At 63.7% G+C, this 18936-nt stretch carries 15 protein-coding genes; 6 read left to right on the top strand and 9 right to left on the bottom strand.

Translation table 11 applies throughout. The annotated features are described in order from the left end of the window. Positions 1-70: 70 nt before the first annotated feature. A complete protein-coding gene (locus AC2FL1_RS12275) occupies positions 71-1426 on the top strand; it encodes an aspartate aminotransferase family protein (RefSeq protein WP_496877124.1) in 1356 nt (451 codons plus the stop codon). 59 nt (positions 1427-1485) lie between these two features. On the opposite strand, the gene AC2FL1_RS12270 is transcribed toward AC2FL1_RS12275, so the two are convergent. Beyond that, on the bottom strand, positions 1486-2088 hold the full coding sequence (locus tag AC2FL1_RS12270; protein ID WP_496877123.1) for a response regulator transcription factor: 603 nt from the start codon (positions 2086-2088) through the stop codon (positions 1486-1488). A 269-nt stretch (positions 2089-2357) separates the two neighbouring features. Here AC2FL1_RS12270 and AC2FL1_RS12265 point away from each other — a divergent pair, with 269 nt between their 5' ends. The 3 genes from AC2FL1_RS12265 to AC2FL1_RS12255 all read left to right on the top strand — a co-directional run bounded on the left by AC2FL1_RS12265 (position 2358) and on the right by AC2FL1_RS12255 (position 6734). Further along, positions 2358-2870, top strand: a complete 513-nt coding sequence (locus AC2FL1_RS12265; protein WP_496877122.1) for a putative pterin-binding protein — start codon at positions 2358-2360, stop codon at positions 2868-2870. A 39-nt stretch (positions 2871-2909) separates the two neighbouring features. After that, a complete protein-coding gene (locus AC2FL1_RS12260; RefSeq protein ID WP_496877121.1) occupies positions 2910-5492 on the top strand; it encodes a hybrid sensor histidine kinase/response regulator in 2583 nt (860 codons plus the stop codon). A gap of 498 nt (positions 5493-5990) precedes the next feature. Then, positions 5991-6734: a Hint domain-containing protein gene (locus AC2FL1_RS12255; protein ID WP_496877120.1), complete on the top strand. Its 744-nt coding sequence runs from the start codon at positions 5991-5993 to the stop codon at positions 6732-6734. Positions 6735-6772: 38 nt separating this feature from the next. Here the strand turns inward: AC2FL1_RS12255 and AC2FL1_RS12250 are convergent, their stop codons facing one another. Then, entirely contained in the window at positions 6773-7657 is an 885-nt protein-coding gene (locus AC2FL1_RS12250; protein ID WP_496877119.1) for a LysR family transcriptional regulator, read from the bottom strand. Between the two features lie 174 nt (positions 7658-7831). Here AC2FL1_RS12250 and AC2FL1_RS12245 point away from each other — a divergent pair, with 174 nt between their 5' ends. Continuing rightward, complete coding sequence (locus AC2FL1_RS12245; RefSeq protein WP_496877118.1) at positions 7832-8908, top strand: NAD(P)H-dependent flavin oxidoreductase; 1077 nt, start codon at positions 7832-7834, stop codon at positions 8906-8908. A gap of 8 nt (positions 8909-8916) precedes the next feature. Here AC2FL1_RS12245 and AC2FL1_RS12240 read toward each other — a convergent pair whose 3' ends face one another. From AC2FL1_RS12240 to AC2FL1_RS12215, 6 genes are all read right to left on the bottom strand, one after another. Next, positions 8917-9480: a DUF4202 domain-containing protein gene (locus AC2FL1_RS12240; protein ID WP_496877117.1), complete on the bottom strand. Its 564-nt coding sequence runs from the start codon at positions 9478-9480 to the stop codon at positions 8917-8919. Further along, positions 9477-10181: a Crp/Fnr family transcriptional regulator gene (locus tag AC2FL1_RS12235; RefSeq protein ID WP_496877116.1), complete on the bottom strand. Its 705-nt coding sequence runs from the start codon at positions 10179-10181 to the stop codon at positions 9477-9479. Before AC2FL1_RS12235 ends, AC2FL1_RS12240 begins: the two co-directional genes overlap by 4 nt. Positions 10182-10286: 105 nt before the next feature. Further along, on the bottom strand, positions 10287-11405 hold the full coding sequence (locus tag AC2FL1_RS12230) for a THUMP domain-containing class I SAM-dependent RNA methyltransferase (protein ID WP_496877115.1): 1119 nt from the start codon (positions 11403-11405) through the stop codon (positions 10287-10289). A 55-nt stretch (positions 11406-11460) separates the two neighbouring features. After that, entirely contained in the window at positions 11461-11838 is a 378-nt protein-coding gene (locus AC2FL1_RS12225) for a 5-carboxymethyl-2-hydroxymuconate Delta-isomerase (RefSeq protein WP_496877114.1), read from the bottom strand. A gap of 150 nt (positions 11839-11988) precedes the next feature. Then, positions 11989-14379 carry a thiamine pyrophosphate-binding protein gene (locus AC2FL1_RS12220; protein ID WP_496877113.1) on the bottom strand — a complete coding sequence of 797 codons (2391 nt, stop codon included), beginning with the start codon at positions 14377-14379 and terminating at the stop codon, positions 11989-11991. A 166-nt stretch (positions 14380-14545) separates the two neighbouring features. Then, positions 14546-15748: a methionine gamma-lyase gene (locus AC2FL1_RS12215; protein WP_496877112.1), complete on the bottom strand. Its 1203-nt coding sequence runs from the start codon at positions 15746-15748 to the stop codon at positions 14546-14548. A 116-nt stretch (positions 15749-15864) separates the two neighbouring features. On the opposite strand from AC2FL1_RS12215, the gene AC2FL1_RS12210 reads away from it, so the two are divergent. Continuing rightward, positions 15865-16323 (top strand): Lrp/AsnC family transcriptional regulator, encoded by a 459-nt coding sequence (locus AC2FL1_RS12210; RefSeq protein ID WP_496877111.1) that lies wholly within the window; start codon positions 15865-15867, stop codon positions 16321-16323. A gap of 57 nt (positions 16324-16380) precedes the next feature. Here AC2FL1_RS12210 and AC2FL1_RS12205 read toward each other — a convergent pair whose 3' ends face one another. After that, entirely contained in the window at positions 16381-18594 is a 2214-nt protein-coding gene (locus tag AC2FL1_RS12205) for an NADP-dependent isocitrate dehydrogenase (RefSeq protein ID WP_496877110.1), read from the bottom strand. Positions 18595-18936: the final 342 nt, after the last annotated feature.

Here is an 18936-nt window from a genome sequence, read left to right as displayed (position 1 = left end):
CTTGTCATAGAGAAATCCCTGTGTCAAGCATGAGCCAAAGAGACCTGCCGCCGCAAAGGGAGAGGAACCGATGAAAACCGCCAATTTCATCAAAGAAAACAACGCCCGCCAATTCTGGCAGCCGATGACTCACCCCGCCGATGCCCAGGCCAATCCGCCCAAGATCATCACCGGCGCCTCCGGTGTCCGCATTCGCGATATCGACGGGCACGAGACGATCGACGCGGTCGGCGGGCTGTGGAATGTCAACCTGGGCTATTCCAACGACGCGGTGAAACAGGCGATAGCCGGGCAGCTCGACAGCCTGCCCTATTACTCGACCTTCCGCGGCACCACCAACGATGCCGCCATCGAGCTGGCCTATGACCTGTGCGACTTCTTCGCCCCCGAAGGCATTCAGCGCGTGTTCTATACCTCGGGCGGCTCGGACAGTGTCGAGACCGCGCTGCGTCTGGCGCGGCAGTATCACAAGCTGCGCGGGCAGCCCCAGCGCACCAAGTTCCTGTCACTGAAAAAGGGCTATCACGGCACCCATTTCGGCGGCGCCTCGGTCAATGGCAACAACAAGTTCCGCACCGATTACGAACCGCTGCTGCCGGGCTGTTTCCACATTCCCGCCCCCTATACCTATCGCAACCCGTTCAACGAGACCGACCCGGCGCGGCTGGCGCAGCTGTGCGCGCAGGCGCTGGAGGACGAGATCGCCTTTCAGGGGGCTGAAACCATCGCCGCCTTCATCATGGAGCCGATCCTGGGTGCGGGCGGAGTGATCCCGCCGCATGAAAGCTTCATGCCGATGGTGCGCGAGATCTGCGACCGCAACGGCATCCTGCTGATCGCCGATGAGGTGATCACCGCGTTCGGCCGCACCGGCGCCTGGTCGGGGTCGCGCCTGTGGGGGGTGCAGCCGGACATGATGTGCACCGCCAAGGCAATCACCAACGGCTATTTCCCCTTTGGCGCGGTGCTGATCGGCGCGCGGATGACCGAGGTGTTCGAGGGCGACACCAGCGGCAAGGGCGCAATCAGCCACGGCTATACCTATTCCGGTCACCCGGTGGGCGCAGCGGCGGCGGTGGTCTGCCTGAAGGAAACACTGAAAGCTGATGTCGCCAGCAATGCCGCCGCGCGGGGGGCCGAGCTGTATTCCGGCCTGCAAGCGCTGGCCGCCAAGCACGAAATGATCGGCGATGTTCGCGGCGGTCATGGTCTGATGGCGGCACTCGAGGTGGTCGCCGACCGCGCCAGCAAGACCCCCGCCGGCGCCGCGACGATGAACACCGTCTACGAGACGGCGTATCGGACCGGGGTGATGCTGCGAGTCTCGGGCCCCAATATCATCCTGTCGCCGCCACTCGTGCTGAGCGCGCAGGATGTCACCGACATCCTGTCAGCGCTGGACGCAGGCTTTACCGCGCTGGGTTGAGCACCGCGCCCCATCGATCGCATCAAAAGCTAGCCGGGCGGCATCCTCGACAAGTCGGTTCAGGAAAAACCGTTCTCGCGCGCAAGCATTGCGGCATGGGTGCGGTTCTTGGCATTCATCTTCTTCGTCAGGGCCCGGACATGCATCTTGACGGTGGTCTCGTGCACGGCCAGTTCACGCGCGATTTCCTTGTTGGACCACCCGTTGCAGATGCCCTGCAAAACATCCTTTTCCCGGCCCGTCAGTTCCCATGGCGTTTCCTCTGCCTCGCCGAACAGAAAATCGAAGGGCGCGAATACCTCGCCCTCGACCATGAACCGGACCGCCAGAACCATTGACCGCGCGTTCATGGTTTTCGGGATGAATCCCGCAGCACCAAGCGCCAGGGCATTCTCGGCAATCCGCCGGGACGCCGCGCCCGACAGCAGCGCCACGGGACGATCCGCGTGTAGCGAGATCATTCGCTTGAGACCGTTCAACCCATCCATCCCTGGCATGTCATAGTCGAGCAAGACCAGATCGAATGCACCTTCCCGTTCGACGATATCACAGGCCTCGGTCAGATTGTCTGCCTTCTCCACCCGAACATCCATCTTGGCCTCGATAAAGGCACCGATGGTCTCGCGTACTAGATGGTGGTCGTCAGCAATCAGTATCCGCATGGGTATCTTGAATTCTTCAAAGCCTGTTCAACCGAGTTGTCCGATCGTATTCGCCCTTCCCTTTGGTCAATTCATATCAAAATGGGCAAACCCAAAGAAGCGCGTTGGATCATCGCTTCCCGGTTCATTGGCGTGTGCGCGCAAACCTTCGATCCCAAATTACGTTCTAAAGTATAGGATCATACGCTAACGATAGGCTGCTTTACCGTCTTTTTTCTGCAATCACTGTGCCACATACCCAGCACCCCACCGCGGACAGAAGAAAGGAAGTGGACTTGATCAGAGCTATCGCCGCATATCTTGCCGTTCTGCTGATATCTGTGCTTCCCGCCGGGGCGGGAACGCTTTCCGATCCGACCGGACAAGTCGTCCTGACGGTCACGGGGAAAATCGGAAACGGCAATGCATCTGGGGTGGCCGCCTTCGACCTTGAGATGCTAAAGGCCATGGGCACCGCCGAGATCACGACATCGACAATCTGGACCTCGGGTCTCGTGACATTCACCGGAGTGCGTTTGGCGAAGCTACTCGAACATATCGACGCCCAGGGCAGCACCCTTGAGGCGACAGCCATCAACAACTACTCCATCGCAATACCGACATCCGATGCCACGGACGATGGACCGATCATCGCCTATCTGCGCGACGGCAAGCACATGAGCATCCGAGACAAGGGGCCGCTCTGGATCATCTATCCCTATGACCAGTCGACGGCGTATCAGACCGAACTGATCTACTCTCGCAGCATCTGGCAACTCGACCGTATTGTCGTGGCTGACTGATCCCGGCCTTCACCGGCGGAGTGGCCAGATTTGACGCGCATGACACTGAAAAAATACCTTAGGAGCAGCGCCACTGGCGCTGTCCTGGCGTTGCTGCTCGGCGTGGTCGTGGTCAGCACGGTCAGCGTGGTGAACCAGTTCGCTGCATTTCGGCGCGCGGATTCCGACAATATCCCCTGGAACCTGGCCCAGGCCGAAGTCGAATATCTGCAATTCCGGCTCGAGGTCGAAACCCTGCTCACCCAGGGTGCAGTACCTAGGGCACAGGACAGCATGGACGCGGTAAGACGCAATTTCGACGTGCTCTACAGCCGGATCGCAACCATATCCGAAAGCCCGCTCTATTCAGAGGTCCGCGAAAACCCCCGATCCGCGGGTTCCTTTGATGCAATCCAACGCTACTTCGACTGGGCTGTCCCGATCATCGACGCAAGCGATGTAGAGTTGCTTGACCGATGGGCGGAATTCACCCGTGAAACGCGAACGATCGGCGCGCATCTGCGCAATCTCTCCCTCTCCGGGGTTGCGGTTTCGACACTGCAATCGGATCGTGGCCGGCACGACGTCCTGTCGGCGCTGTCCATCGCCGGTCTTTCCACACTGTTGCTGTTCCTGCTGCTTGCCGGCGTGATCCTGATAGTCTGGAACACAAGCCGAAAGCTGCGCCGCTCGATGTACGAGGCCGAGCTGACGGGCGCGCGGCTCTCCTCGGTCATTTCGACCTCGCCGGTTCCGATTGTCGTCAGCGACAAGAAAATGCGCATCATCGAATACAACATGGCAGCCGAAACGTCATTCGGCTTTTCCCGGGCCGAGGCGATCGGCGCCGATGTCGGCACGCTGCTTGTGCCGCCCGATCTGCGCAGGGCACACAAGGCCGGCGTGCACCGGTACTTTGCAACCGGGCATGCCACGCTCATCGGACGCGAGGGCAACCGGTCGCGCGCCTTGCGCAGCGATGGGACCGAGTTTCCGGTCGAGATCTCGCTTTCCAGCGGCAACGGTCCCGATGGCCGCATCTTCGTGGCTTACATCCGAGACCTTACCCTCGACCTCGAAAAGGAAGGCGAACTGAGAGAGGCGCACCACATCGCATTGGCCGGGGAACGCGCCAAGGAACGGCTGTTGAACACCATGAGCCACGAGATGCGCACGCCCCTGCACGGCATCATGGCGGCGCTCGAACTGCTTGGGAACACCAGACTGACCGAAACCCAGCTGCGCTACATGCGGGTCACCGAGAACGCCGCCGCGACATTGCTTCATCACGTCAACAACGTTCTTCAGGTGGCCAGCGACACCTCGAAACACCTGCGCATCGAAGCCGCGGCCTGCGACCTGCACGAACTGGTCTCGGGCGTGATCGACCAGCAGCGCATTCTCGCTGCAAAGAACGGCAACGCCTTGTCTCTGTCCGCTTTCCCGGCAGAACTGGGATATGTCGAGGTCGACGCGCATCACCTGCGGCAGGTGCTGGTCAACCTGCTGAACAATGCGGCCAAGTTCACGCATAACGGCACGATATCCCTAAGGGTTCTCGTTCACTCCGCCACCGGCGAGCTGGAGTTTCGCGTGCAGGACGACGGCATCGGCATCGCGCAGGACGACCAGGTGCGCATCTTCGACGATTTCTTTACACAAGACGCCTCCTTTTCGCATCTCAGTTCCGGCACCGGTCTGGGTCTGGGCATCACGCGTCGGATCATCGCTGCCATGAACGGCAGTATCGGGGTCACAAGCAGCCCCGGTGAGGGCAGTACGTTCTGGTTCCGAATCCCTCTGATCCGTGCATGGGAACCGGCGCCAGACACGGAAAATGCGGCACGCGACGGCCTCCCCGAGCCCGCCACCGGCGCCTCTCTCGGGGCGCTCGACGTTCTCGTGGTTGAAGACAACGAAATCAATCGCATGGTGATCGGCGAGGCGCTGGCTGCATCCAATATCAAGGTGACGATGGCCAGCAATGGCCTCGAGGGGGTCGAACTGGCGGCTCAACAGCGTTTCGACTGCATCCTGATGGATATCAGCATGCCAGGCATCAGCGGCGTCGACGCCTTGCACCTGATCCACAAGGGAAATGGCCTTTCAAAGGATACGCCGGTCTTTGCGGTCACCGCCCATGTGCTTGCCGACGACCGGAAACGTTTTGTCGAGGCAGGTTTCGACCGGGTCATCGCCAAACCGTTCTCCTTCAAGGCCCTGGTTGACGAGATCGCCTCGGCGGCAAGCGGACAGGCCCCCGGCCCAGTATCGCAAGTGACAACCGAAGCGGCGTTGATCAATCCGGCGAACGTCGAAGAGATGCGAATGACTTTTGGTCGCGACAAGACCGCCGATTTGCTTGCGGCCTTTCTCGACGATGGCCGGAAAAGCCTGAAGCGGGTGAACTGTCTGACACAGAGCACCGAACTGGACCTAGCAACCGTGGCATCCGAACTGCACAGGTTCAAGGGGACCGCCGCCATTGTCGGTGCCGAGGCATTGGTCGCGGTTCTACAAGACCTGGAACTCCAGGCCGCCAGTCACAACTCCCCGCCTTCGGAGATACAGCTATCGGAAATGGGCCGTCTGCTGGACCGCTCTGTCGTCTCGCTACAGGGCGTTATTGCCGATGCGGATTGATCATCTCTTTCGGAACCACGATCTCCCCCTACGATCTTCACGGTGAGGTTGTCGGCATGCGTCGAAGTGACATCAACGATAGACGCGGCGAAGCACAGGGCAAGGCAGGTCAGAACGACAAATTCGACAGACGCGAACCCATCTTGCTTACGCAAGAATGACTTGAGCATTTGGGTTTATTTCCTCTCTGAGATCAGGATGCGCGATACATCCGGAATGCCCAACCACCCGAAAGAATTGTTGCGCGGTCAACGCTCTAGGGCAAACCGTCATTGGTATGACAATGGCTGTCTTTCAGACATCGGCCCTATCGCAAGATAGCTGCCTTGCGGTCTTGAAATCTCTGACCCACCGCTTTCGACAGAATATGATCTTTTGGACGTAATCATACTGATCCTTCGATCTGCTCCCGATGCGCATCGGGGGGTAAAGCGTCGAAAACCTTAACGCTGCGACATCCTCCGCCGGTAGCCTGATTGAAAAAACGAGGCAGAGCAAATGTTGCAAGACCGTTCCTTTACCGGGGTTTCGTTGTCGCATGGCACCGGCCCGTTCCACTGTTCCGCACGGCCTGAACCCCTGCGGGATGACAACATGTCGATTGTCCAGCGTCTGGGCGAATTCCTCGGGTTCGATCAGGACGCGGTCGACCGCTCCCTCTCGTATGATCCCGATGTTTTCACCGGCTTTCTGCCCGGCACGCGGATTGCGACCAACCTTGGCTGGCGCCCGGTCGAGGCAATCGCCGCCGGCGATCTGGTCGCAACCTTCGACAGCGGGCCAAGACCGGTCACGGCCGTGACCAGAGAGCGCATCGCGATGTCCAGATCGGCCCGTCTACTTGCCATTGCACCGGGGGTGATCGGTAACACGCGTGAGATGGTCATGCTGCCCAATCAACCGGTGATGATCGAAAGCGACACCGCCGAACTGCTGCTCGGGGATCCGTTTGCCGTTGTTCCCGCGATTGCCCTGACCGGCGTAGAAGGTGTAACGCGCCTGACGCCGACCGCCTATGCCGAGGTGACAAAGCTGTATTTCAACGATGACGAGATCATCTATGTAGAGGGCGGGGCGCTGTTGCTATCCTTTGCACATCTGCCCCGAACGCTGGACCTGGGTCTGATGAACCCCGTCTCGACAGAGCGCTATTGCGTCCAGCGCGGGGCGCTGCTCGAATACCTGCTGCACGGCTACGATCAGAACCAGCCGTCCGGACAGGCCTGCGAAGTCAGCATATGAATCCAGTTCAATGATGATCCCGGCCCCGCGTTACGCCCTCAGCCCGCCATGCGGATCGGCGGGTCGCGCGTCAGCGCCTCCAGAAACGCCCGTTGCGCGGGCGAGACATAGGCGGACTTGCGGCGGATGAAATCGGTGGTGACCTCGGCCTCGCCCGGCTCCAGCGGATGCAGGGCCAGACCTGCCTCGCCCCAGACACGGGTAACCAGCCGGCGCGGCATCAGGGTGATGCCGACCCCCGCCGCAACACCTGCGCGGATCGCATCGAGCGTGCCGAATTCCAGCGTCCGCACCCCCACCACACCGCGCCGCGCCAGCACATCCTCCAGCCGCTGACGATAGGAACAGCCCAGCCGCAGCACCAACTGGCGCACCCCCGGCGCGCCCAGAACCTGACCCAGGCTGCGCCCGTCGCAACGGGCCACGATGCACAGATCCTCGCGAAACACCGGCATCGCCTCCAGCTCGGGATGCGCCACCGGCCCGCAGACCAGCGCCCCCTCTACACCATGGGTCAGCACCATCTCGACCAGCTCGCGGCTGGTGCCGGTCTGGATCGAGAGATCCACCGCCGGATGCGCCCCGGCGAACTCGGACAGGACCGGCGCCAGATGCAGCGCCAGCACCGTTTCCAGCGACCCCAGGTTCAGCGGCCCCTCGGGCGCGCCATCCTGGGTCACCGCCTTGCGGGCATCACCCAGCAGGGTCATGACCTGACGCGCATAGGGCAACAGCACCTCTCCCGCCGCCGTCACCGCGACCCCACGGCTGTGGCGATGAAACAGCACCACCCCCAGATCATGTTCCAGATTGCGGATGCGGGCGGTGACATTGGATTGCACCGTGTTCAGCTCGGCCGCGGCGCGGTTCATGTTCCCCACGCGCGCCACGCAGTCGAAGAAGCGGAGATCGGCAATATCCATGCGTTCACTTTTCCAGATTGATCATGGCCCTTGGCATCCAAAGGAAAGATAGCGCGCGCGCGCCGCCCTGCCAATGATATCTCGATCCCCGATAGCTCCGATCGCAGCTCTTCATTGGGTTCCGGCAGCAATCGGGCCTAGTATCAGGGCAACACCAGCAAGGCAGGGTCCGACATGTACCGAAACAGCTTGATGGAGCGTCTGGCGCTCGACCATCCGATCATCCAGGCGCCGATGGCCGGCGGCGGCGACACGCCCGAGATGGTGATGGCGGTGGGCAAGGCCGGCGGGCTGGGCAGCATGGGGGTGTCCTATCTGCAACCCGACCGGATCGGCGCCAATGCCGCCCGCGTGCGCGAGGGCAGCAATGCGGGCTTTGCCGTCAACCTGTTCGCGCCGCTCGATCCGCCACCCTTTCCCGCCGATCCAGGCCCCGCGCTCGACTTCGTGCGGCCGCATTACCAGGCGCTGGGGATCACCCCGCCCGGCACGATCAACGGGACCGAGTTCGATTTCGAGGCGCAGGTGGAGCAGGTGCTGGACAGCGGCGCCTCGGTCTTCAGCTTTGCCTTCGGCATCATGCCCGATTGGGTCATCGACCGCGCCCGGCAACGCGGCATGCTGGTGATGGGCACCGCCACCAGCGTTGCCGAGGCGCAGGCGCTCGAGGCGGCAGGGGTCGACGCGGTGATCGCGCAGGGCTCCGAGGCGGGCGGCCACCGGGCCGGGTTCGGCGCAGATCTGACCCGCGCGATGGTGGGCACCATGGCGCTGGTGCCGCAGGTGGTCTCGGCTGTCGGCGTGCCGGTGGTCGCCTCGGGCGGCATCACCGACGGGCGCGGCATCGCCGCCGCCCTTTCACTGGGCGCCAGCGCGGCACAGATCGGCACCGCCTTTCTGACCACGACCGAAGCCGGCATTCCCGAGGCGCACAAGCAGGCGATCCTGACCGCGAAAGAGACCGACACCACCCTCACCCGCGCCTTTTCCGGGCGCCCCGCACGCGGCATCCGTAACCGCGTCATCGCCGATGGCGAGGCCACGCCCGACCGGTTGCTCGACTTTCCCTATCAGAACGCGCTGACCCGCGCCTTGCGCGCCGAGGCCGCCAAACAACAGAACCCGGAGTTCCTCTCGCTCTGGGCCGGTCAGGGGCTGGGTCTGGCGCGGCGGCTGTCGACCGCAGACCTCATGCAACATCTGGTCGCGGAGATGCAGACCGCACTGGCCAGCGCGGCGCGCTACGGCTGAGGCCGGGCTCAGCCCGCGAAAGCGGCGGCCAGATCGGCGGGCAGGTCGAATTCCTCCAGTACCCGCGCGCGCGCGGGCACAGACATCTTGCGCGCGGTCTTTTCGACGATGTCCTGCACCTTTTCAGGGCTGTGCTTGGCCGCGAAGGGCGCGAAATACCAGCGCAGGAAGACGAAACAGATCACATCCTCCAGCGCCTGCACCAACGGGTCGCGCTTGATGCCTTCCTTGCGCAGCATCCGGCCCGCCGCCTCGATATCCTCGGCGCCATATCCGGCCTCGGACATCAGCCGGCCCACCACCTCGGCATGGTGCACCGCCTGCGCCCGGCGCCAGGCCAGGTATCCGGCGCGGCCCTCGGGATATGTGGCGCGCGCCAGTTTCCAACGCTCCACATGCTGGCCTCGCGCCGCAATCTGCAACACATCCGGCGCATCGGGCACCAGCCGTGCCAGTTCGGCGCTCATTCGCTCGCCGTAAAGCAGCGCCTCGGGCCGCCCCTCGTCCAGGCGCGGGTCGGCACCGTTGGCGCTGTCGATAGCGGCCAGAACCGCCTGCAACCGGGTCGTCATGACTTGCTCCAGCTATCGGCCGGATCGCTTTCGGCATAGTCGCGCAACAGCGCGATATCCTCGATCTCGGCATGGTTGCGCTGAACGGTCACCCCCGCCGACTTGAGCCGCGAGAAGGCGCGGCTCAGGCTTTCGGGTTTCATGCCCAGGCGGCCCGCGATCAGCATCTTGTCATAAGGTAGCGTCACCTCGCAGGGGCCATCCTCACAATCGCACAGTTCCAGCAGGAACTCGGCCACCCGCTGCGCCCCGGTCTGCGCCTTCAGCTGTTCCAGCTGCGCCACCAGCGAATGCAGATGGCCAAACGTGGTGGCCAGGATCGAGATACAGATCTCGGGGTCGCGCCGCATCAGCGAGACAAAGACGGGGCTGGGGATATGCATCACGTCGCAGGGCGTCACCGCCTCGGCCGAGACCGGGTAGGGCGTGTTGCGCAGCGCCACCGCCTCGCCAAAGCTCTCGCCCCGGGTGAACACGCTCACCACCGCCTCGGACCCGGTCGGCGTCATCCGGAACAGCTTGACCCAACCGTCGATCACCACATGGATCGCCTGCGCCTTTTCCTCTTGCAGGAACAGCGTCTCACCCCGGTCATAGCTGCGCCAAACCGCCTGATTCAACAAGGCGTCCACATGCTGTTCCGGCAACGACCGGATCAGCAGCGAATTGCGCGCGATGGCTTTCTGCGCCTCGTGGGCCACGGGTCTCTCCTGTCTCGGGGCGACGTGCGGCCAGACTAGACCGGTTGCGCGCGTGACGCATCTGCCTTTTGCGCCCGCACCCGTCAAGCGGCATTTGCGGCCCGATCAGCGCAGCCGGACCGACTGGTAAAGCCGCACCTTGATACCGCCGTGATCGACCACCGGGCCGGGCGCCTGAAACGGCAACCGCGTCGACCGCGCCAAGCTCATCTCTGAGGTGATCAGCCCAACACGCCAGCCGCTGAAGCGTTCCATCAGCACCTTGCCAAGGCTGCCGTAGAGCGAGCGCAGCCGCGCCTGATCGCCGATCCGGGCGCCATAGGGCGGGTTGACGATGACCAGACCGGGCCGCCCCTCGGGCGGGCGGATATCGCTGACCGGGCGTTGATGAAAGGCGCAGAAATCGCTGACGCCGGCACGTTCGGCATTGGCGCGGCTGGCCTCGATGGCGCCCGCGTTGCGGTCCGAACCGCTGTACAGGCTTTCGGGCCTGCCGCCCGCGCCCGCCGCGTTGCGCAGCGCCTGCCACTGGGCGGCGTCGAATCCTGCCAGCTGCTCAAAGGCAAAGCTGCGCGAGCGCCCCGGCATCAGCCCCGCCGCCCATTCCGCGGCCTCGATCACGAAAGAACCCGAGCCGCACATCGGGTCCAGCACCGGCTCGGCCCCGTCGAACCCGCATTGGCGCAGGAACAGCGCCGCCATGGTCTCGCGCATGGGCGCCTTGCCCACCGCCTCCTTGTGGCCGCGCTTGTGCAGCGCCTCGCCCGAGGTGTCGATTGAAAAGGTGCAGAAATCGCGCTCGATCCGCAGCATCAGACGGATATCGGCCTCATCCGAGATGGGGGCGCCCAGCTCTTCACTGATGGCACGTTCGACGCGCTGCTTGGCGGCACCCGCGTGATAGATCTTGGACTTGCGGCTGACCGCCTCGACCCGGATCGGCACATCCGCGCGCAGGAAATCGCCCCAGCCAAACTTGCGCGCCCGCTTGTCGAGCTGCGCCAGATGCACCGCCGGAAAGCCACCGATCCGCACCAGCACCCGGCCCGCGCCGCGCAGCACCAGATTGGCGCGCATCACTTCGGACCAGGGCCCGCGCGTCTCGACCCCGCCCGGCACCACGCGCGGTTCATCAAAACCGCAGGCGGTGGCCTCGTCAGCCAGCACCTGTTCCAGCCCCGGCGGGGCGATCAGGAAAATGTCATAGCTTTGCGTCTTGTCCATCCCCGGCAATTACAGCGGATCGCGCAGGGGGGCTAGGGCAATCTCTGGACCGGATTCAGAGATGATCGCGGATCGAGCCGGTCTTGGGCGACAGGTCCGGGTCGATGTCGCGCATTTCCAGCGACAGGGCCAGCGAGCGCTGCGCCATCACCGGGGTGACAAAGGCGCGGACCGCTTCGAAAACTTCGGTAGCGGCGGCCCGTTTCACCTCGGGCGCGCGGCCCGCGCGCAGGCGGATCGAGATGTCGATGAACCCATGTTTGGGATTGCCATCGGCAATCGCCCAGTGATCGGCGCGAAAGGCGCGCACCCGGATGCCGGGCATGGGAAAGGTGTCGATCCCCTCGGCGGTGGCGCGGATCACTTCGCAAAGCGCGCCGATATCCAGCGCGTCCTCGAGATTGCCGGAGTATTCGACGATGAAATGCGGCATGGCCTCCTCCTCGCACCACGGTCAGGCGGCGCGGTGGCACAGGATTTCAAGTGAAATCCTGTGAGCAGGGATTTCCTTAAATCCCTGCCCCCTTGACCCGCGCCTGAGCACATAACAGGTTAACCACTCTCCGGCAGCCGGGGGCAAGCCCTATCCGACCAGCCGCGCCGGTTGCCCCGGGCGACCGGCGGTCAGCCCCTCGACCCGTTCGACAATCGCGCCCGCGTCGATGCCGAAATGGCGGTAGAGATCGCCGATGGTGCCGGTCTGGCCGAAATGCTCGACCCCCAGCGGGATCGTCCGGTGCCCGGCCACCGAGCCCAGCCAGCCCAGCGTCGCCGGATGCCCGTCGATCACCGTCACCAGCCGGCAATGCGGCGACAATTCCCCCATCAGCCGTTCGATATGCGACAGCGCCGCCGGGTTGCCGCGCACCCGCGCCCGCTGCGCGGCGCTCCAGCCCGCGTTCAGCCGGTCGGCCGAGGTCACCGCCAGCACGCCGACATCGCGGCGCGCCTCACCCAGCAGGCCGGCGGCGCGGATCGCCTCGGGCGCCACCGCGCCCTGATAGGCGATCACCACCTCGGCATTGGGCCCCGGCTTGCGCAGCCAATAGGCGCCGTCAATGGCCCCCTGGCGGAACGCGTCGTCCACCCGCTTGCCCGGTTGTTCGATCGGATTGGTCGAGAGCCTGAGATAGACGCTGCCCCCGGTCTCGTCGCGCAGCCATGTGCGCTCGTCCGGATCACCCTCGCCATCGCGTTGCAGATAGTCGAAGGCCCATTCCATGATCACTGCCAGCTCGTCGGCAAAGGCGGGTTCGAACGCGGCCAGCCCGTCCTGGCTCATCCCGATCAGCGGCGAACCGATGGATTGATGCGCCCCGCCTTCAGGTGCCAGCGTCACGCCCGAGGGCGTGCCCACCAGCAGGAACCGCGCATCCTGGTAACAGGCATAGTTCAGCGCATCGAGACCGCGCGCCACAAACGGGTCATAGACCGTGCCGACCGGGATCAGCCGCTTGCCGAACAGCGAATGGCTCAGCCCCGCCGCGCCCAACAGCAGCATCAGGTTCATCTCGGCGATGCCCAGCTCGATATGCTGGCCCTTGGGGGTGAACTCCCATTTCGCGGTCGAGGGAATCTTGTGCTCGATAAAGGCGTCCGCCTGATCCTTGCGGGCAAACAGCTTGCGCCGGTTCACCCAGGGACCAAGGTTGGTGGTGCCGGTCACATCGGGCGAGGTGGTGACGATGCGCGCCGCCAGCTCGCTGTCGCCCTTGCTGAGATCGTCCAGCGCCTTGCCAAAGGCCGCCTGGGTCGAGATCTCGCGGTCGCTCGCAATCTCGATCCCCGGCACGGCAAGGCGGGCATCGGAAAACCGCCGCCGCCCCTTGGCGAAAAACGGCACCCCGTCCAGAAACGCGCGCAGCGCGGCGGGGTCGGCAACGGTGGCCAACGGCTCCCATTCCTGCCCCTCGGGCACACCCATATGTGTCTGCCAGGCGGCGAACTGGGTCTTGTTCATCAGCCCACCATGATTGTCCTTGTGCCCCGCGATGGGCGTGCCCCAGCCCTTGACCGTATAGGCCAGGAAACAGGTGGGCCGGTCATGGTCGATAGCGGCGAATGTCTCGGCCATGGTGGCCACGCAATTGCCGCCAAGGTTCTCCATCAACTCGGCCAGCTCGTCGTCGCTGCGTCGGTCGAGCAAGGCGGACACGTCCCCCTGATCGCCCAGATCCTCCATCAGGCGCTTGCGCCAGACCGCACCGCCCATGAAGGTCAGCGCCGAATATTGCTGGTTCGGGCAGGCGTCGATCCAGGCGCGCAGCTTGTCGCCGCCCGGCTCCTGAAACGCGGCCCTTTGCAGGGCGCCATACTTGATCCGCACCACGTCCCAGCCAAAGGCGTCGAAAATCTTCTCGACCCGCTCGAAAAGACCCTCGCGTACGATCCCGTCCAGCGACTGGCGGTTATAGTCGATGATCCACCAGCAATTGCGCAGGTCGTTCTTCCACCCCTCTTGCAGGGTCTCGTAAACATTGCCCTCGTCCAGTTCGGCATCGCCCACCAGCGCCACCATCCGGCCCATGGGCGCGCCCTGCCCCCAATCCTTGGCCGCGATATAGTCCTGCACCAGCGCGGCAAAGGCGGTGACAGCCACGCCCAGCCCGACAGAGCCGGTGGAGAAATCGACGTCATCCACATCCTTGGTGCGGCTGGGATAGGATTGCACCCCGCCATAGCCACGGAAATTCTCCATCCGCGCGCGGTCCAGGTTGCCCATCAGATACTGGATGGCATGGAACACCGGGCTGGCATGGGGTTTCACCGCCACCCGGTCCTCGGGGCGCAGCGCGCTGAAATAGAGCGCCGTCATGATCGACACCATCGAGGCCGAGCTGGCCTGATGCCCGCCGATCTTGATCCCGTCCACCTTGGGGCGGATGTGATTGGCGTGGTGGATCATCCAGTGCGACAGCCACAGGATGCGCTGCTCGATGGTCTTGAGATGGCTAAGGTCCTGCGGCGTGCTCATCGGCGCTCTCCTTGCAATGCGGGATCAGACCCGCCCGGCGAAGTCTATCATCTCCCTGCTCCGGTCGCGCAGATTTTCAACGCCGGGTTTGCCCCGCGCATCGGTCCGGACAGAGGGTATTCGGCGGCCGCGCGCCACTCCCCGAGGCGCGCGGCTGCCACCGCCCTCAGGCGGCAGCCTGAACCTGGGGTGCGTCCAGCGACTGCGCCAAATCGGCAAGGATGTCCTCGACCTCTTCCAGACCGACCGACAGGCGGACCAACCCGTCGCTGATGCCGTGTTCGGCCCGTTCCTCGGGCGTATAGGTGGAATGGGTCATCGAGGCGGGATGCTGGATCAGCGTCTCGGCATCGCCCAGCGATACCGCGCGGGCGATCATCGACAGCCGGTTCATCATCGCCCGGCCCGCATCCATGCCGCCCTTGAGCTCGAACGCGATCATCGCGCCGGGCTGGGCCATCTGCCGGTTCGCCAGCTCGTGCTGCGAGAAAGACGCCAGACCGGGGAAATACACCTCGCCCACCGCCGGATGCGCGGCCAGCCATTCGGCCACCACCTGGGCCGAGGCGCAATGCCGATCCATCCGCAGCGCCAGCGTTTTCAGCCCGCGCAGGATCAGCATCGCGTTGAACGGGGCCATGACGGCGCCGGTCATATCCTTCATGCCATACAGGCGGATCTCGGCGATCTGCTCGGCACCGCCCACCACAAGGCCCGCCACCACATCGCCATGACCGCCCAGATATTTGGTGGCCGAATGCAGCACGATATCGGCGCCCATCTCGATGGGCCGGGTCAGGTAAGGGGTGGCATAGGTATTGTCGACCACGACCGAGGCACCAGCGCCGTGCGCGATCTCGCTCACCGCCGCGATATCGACCAGCCGCATGTTCGGGTTGGCCGGCGTCTCGAAATAGACCACGCGGGTCTTGTCGCTGATCGCGGTTTTCAGGTTCTCGGGGTCGGTCAGGTCCATATGGGTGATGGTCACCCCCCATTTCGCCAGCCCGTGCCGCATATAGGAAAAGGTGCAGCCATAAAGCGTCTTGTCCACGATCACCTCGTCGCCGGGCGACAACAGTGTCCACAGAACGGCGGTGATCGCGCCCATGCCCGAGGACAGCGCCAGCCCGGCCTCGGCCCCTTCGAGCGTGGCGATGCGCTGTTCCAGCAGGTCGAGCGTCGGGTTCGAGATACGCGAATAGATATGCCCCTGACGTTCGCCCGCGAACATCTCGCCCCCGGCCTCGGCGGTCTCGAACGCAAAGGTCGAGGTCAGATGGAGCGGCGGCGTTAGCGCGCCCTCGTGATCCAGCGGATCATAGGCGTGGTGAATGGCGCGGCTGGCAAAGCCCTTGGCATGGGTCATGGCGGGTTCTCCTGATCTGATGTTGCGGACAGGATAGCCAAGTCAAACTGCGACTAGATTGCAAATACTGCCAATAGATGCTCTAGTATTAGCAGTTTCTGCCAAAGAAGATGAAAATGGATAGCAAAGATCGTCAGATCATCCGCGCCCTGCAACAGGACGGGCGCATGACCAACCAGGATCTGGCCGAAAAGGTGAGTCTCTCGCCCTCGCCCTGCCTGCGCCGCCTGCGCAATCTTGAAAAGAGCGGCGCCATCCGAGGCTTCTCGGTCGATGTGGATCCGGCCGCCTATGGGCTGCCGATCACCGTCTTTGTGCGCATCCGGCTGGAACGCCACAATCAGGAGGACGTGCAGCGGTTCGAAACCCGCGTGCGCCAGATCGACGAGGTGCTGGAATGTCACATCATGACCGGCGCGATGGATTACCAGCTGCGGGTGGTGGTGTCGGGGCTCGATGCTTACGAACAGTTCATCCGCACCCGCATCCACCCCATCGGCGGCATCGCCTCGATCGACACCAGTTTTGTCTACAGTACGGTCAAGAAAACCGCCGTGTTCCCGCGTTTGGGCTGACACGAAAAAGGGCGCGAGGGTTATCCCCCGCGCCCCTGAACTTTCAAACCATCAGGCTCAGCCGATGATCGCGTTCAGCGTCGCAGACGGCCGCATGATCGCGGCCTTCTTCTCGGCCGAGGGCTTGTAATAGCCGCCGATATCGGCGGATTTGCCCTGGGCTGCGGCCAGTTCGGTCAGGATCGCCTGTTCGCCATCAGCCAGCGCCTTGGCCAGCGGGGCGAATTCGGCGGCCAGATCGGCATCGTCGGATTGCGCCGCCAGCGCCTCGGCCCAGTAGCGGGCGAACCAGTAATGGCTGTCGCGGTTGTCGGGCTGACCCACCTTGCGGCTGGGACTGCGGTTGAAATCCAGAATACCCTGGGTCGCCGCCTCGGCGGCGCGGCCCAGCACCCCGGCCTTGGCATTGCCGCGGCTGTCGGCGAGGAAGTTCAGGCTTTCCCCCAGCGCGCAGAATTCACCCATCGAATCCCAGCGCAGGTGGTTTTCCTCGACCAGCTGCTGCACATGTTTCGGGGCCGAACCACCGGCGCCGGTCTCGAACAGCCCGCCGCCCTGCATCAGCTTGACGATCGACAGCATCTTGGCGCTGGTGCCCAACTCCAGGATCGGGAACAGGTCGGTCAGGTAATCGCGCAGCACGTTGCCGGTGATGGCGATGCTGTCCTTGCCTGCGGTGATGGTCTTCAGCGATTGCGCCGTCGCCTCGCGCGGTGCCAGGATCTGGAACTTGTCGGCCACGCCCGCCGCTTCGAGCACCGGTTTGACATAGGCGATCAGCTGCGCGTCATGGGCGCGGTTGGCATCCAGCCAGAAGATCGCCTCGGACCCGGTCAGGCGCTGACGGTCCATCGCCAGCTGGATCCAGTTCTCGATGGGCGCCTTCTTGACGGTGCAGGCACGCCAGATATCGCCCGCCTCGACCGCATGCGAATGCAGCACGTCGCCATTGGCCAGCACGATACGGATGGTGCCATCGGCGGGTGCCTCGAACGTGGTCGGGTGCGACCCGTATTCCTCGGCCTTCTGCGCCATCAGGCCGACATTGGCGACCGAACCGGCGGTGGTCACGTCCAGCGCGCCGTTGGCCTTGAAGAAGTTGATGGTCTCATCATAGACGGTCGCATAGCAGCGGTCGGGGATAACGCAGTTGGTGTCGCCCTTGGCGCCGGTCTCGTCCCAGCCCTTGCCGCCCGCGCGGATCACGGCGGGCATCGAGGCGTCGATGATCACGTCAGACGGCACGTGCAGGTTGGTGATGCCCTTGTCGCTGTCGACCATGTACATGGCCGGACGATCCGCCTTCACCGCGTCGATGGCGGCCAGGATCTCGGCGTCACCCTTCACCCGCTCCAGCAGGTCGCCCAGACCGGAGTTCGGGTTCACCCCCAGCGCCGCCATGCGGTCGCCGAATTTCTCGAACACCGGCGCCAGCCAGGCCTTGACCGCATGGCCAAAAATGATCGGGTCCGAAACCTTCATCATCGTGGCCTTCATGTGCAGCGAGAACATGGTGCCGTCGGCCTTGGTGTCCTCGATGGCATCGTCCAGGAAGGCACCCAGCGCCTTGACCGACATGAACGTCGCATCGGCAACGGTGCCTTCGTCCAGCTGCCAGTTCTTCTTCAGCTCCGTCACGCTGCCATCGGCGCCGATGAACTCGATCCGGGCCTTGCCCGCCTGCGCGGCGGTGATGGTGGCCGATTTCTCGTTGGCATAGAAATCGTTGCCCGGCATCGAGCTGACCTTGGTTTTCGAGGTCGAGACCCATTCCCCCATCGAATGCGGGTTCTTCTGGGCATAGCTCTTGACCGCCTTGGCCGAACGACGGTCCGAGTTGCCTTCGCGCAGGACCGGATTCACCGCCGAGCCCTTGATCGCGTCATAGCGCGCGCGGATCTCCTTTTCCGCATCCGTGGCGGGCGCCTCGGGATAGGACGGGATGTCGTAACCCTGGTTCTGCAATTCCTCGATCGCGGCCACCAGCTGCGGCACCGAAGCCGAGATGTTGGGCAGCTTGATCACATTGGCGGTGGGCGTCTTCACCAGTTCGCCCAGGGCGGCCAGATCGTCGGACTGGCGCTGATCTGCGGTCAGGTTCTCGGGGAAGGTCGCGATGATGCGGCCCGCCAGCGAGATATCGGGGGTTCCAACGGTGATATCCGCCGCCGAAACGAACTTGCGGATGATCGGCAGGAACGAGGCGCTGGCCAGCTCCGGCGCTTCGTCTACAATGGTATACAATATGTCGGAGTTCATTTTATCAGCCATATTCTCTTACCTTTTTTAGCCTTTCCTGGGGCGTGCGATCCGAGAGTGTGTTGCCACATCCATTGCGGCGCGGGGGAATCGGGCCATGGGTCCGACACCGGTTACTCTGATTTGACAGGCTCCCCTTACATGGGCGCGCGCCGCGTTTCAATCGAGGGAGACTGCGCATTTTGCCCCAGTCTGCGCAAATCCGCGTGCGCGGGCAGCACGGGCGCCAGATCAGCCCGGATTCAAATGCGCAAAATCAGAGCGTTTTGCGCATATGTGAGGCATCAAGTTGCACGATGGCGCGTCGGGTCACATCACGCCGGATTGCGGCTGCGCCGGGTGATACAGCGCTTG

The sequence above is a fragment of the Ruegeria sp. YKSF070 genome, assembly GCF_059612725.1.
The sequence above is the reverse complement of the archived record's forward strand: the minus strand, read 5'-3'. Positions and strand labels throughout refer to the sequence as shown.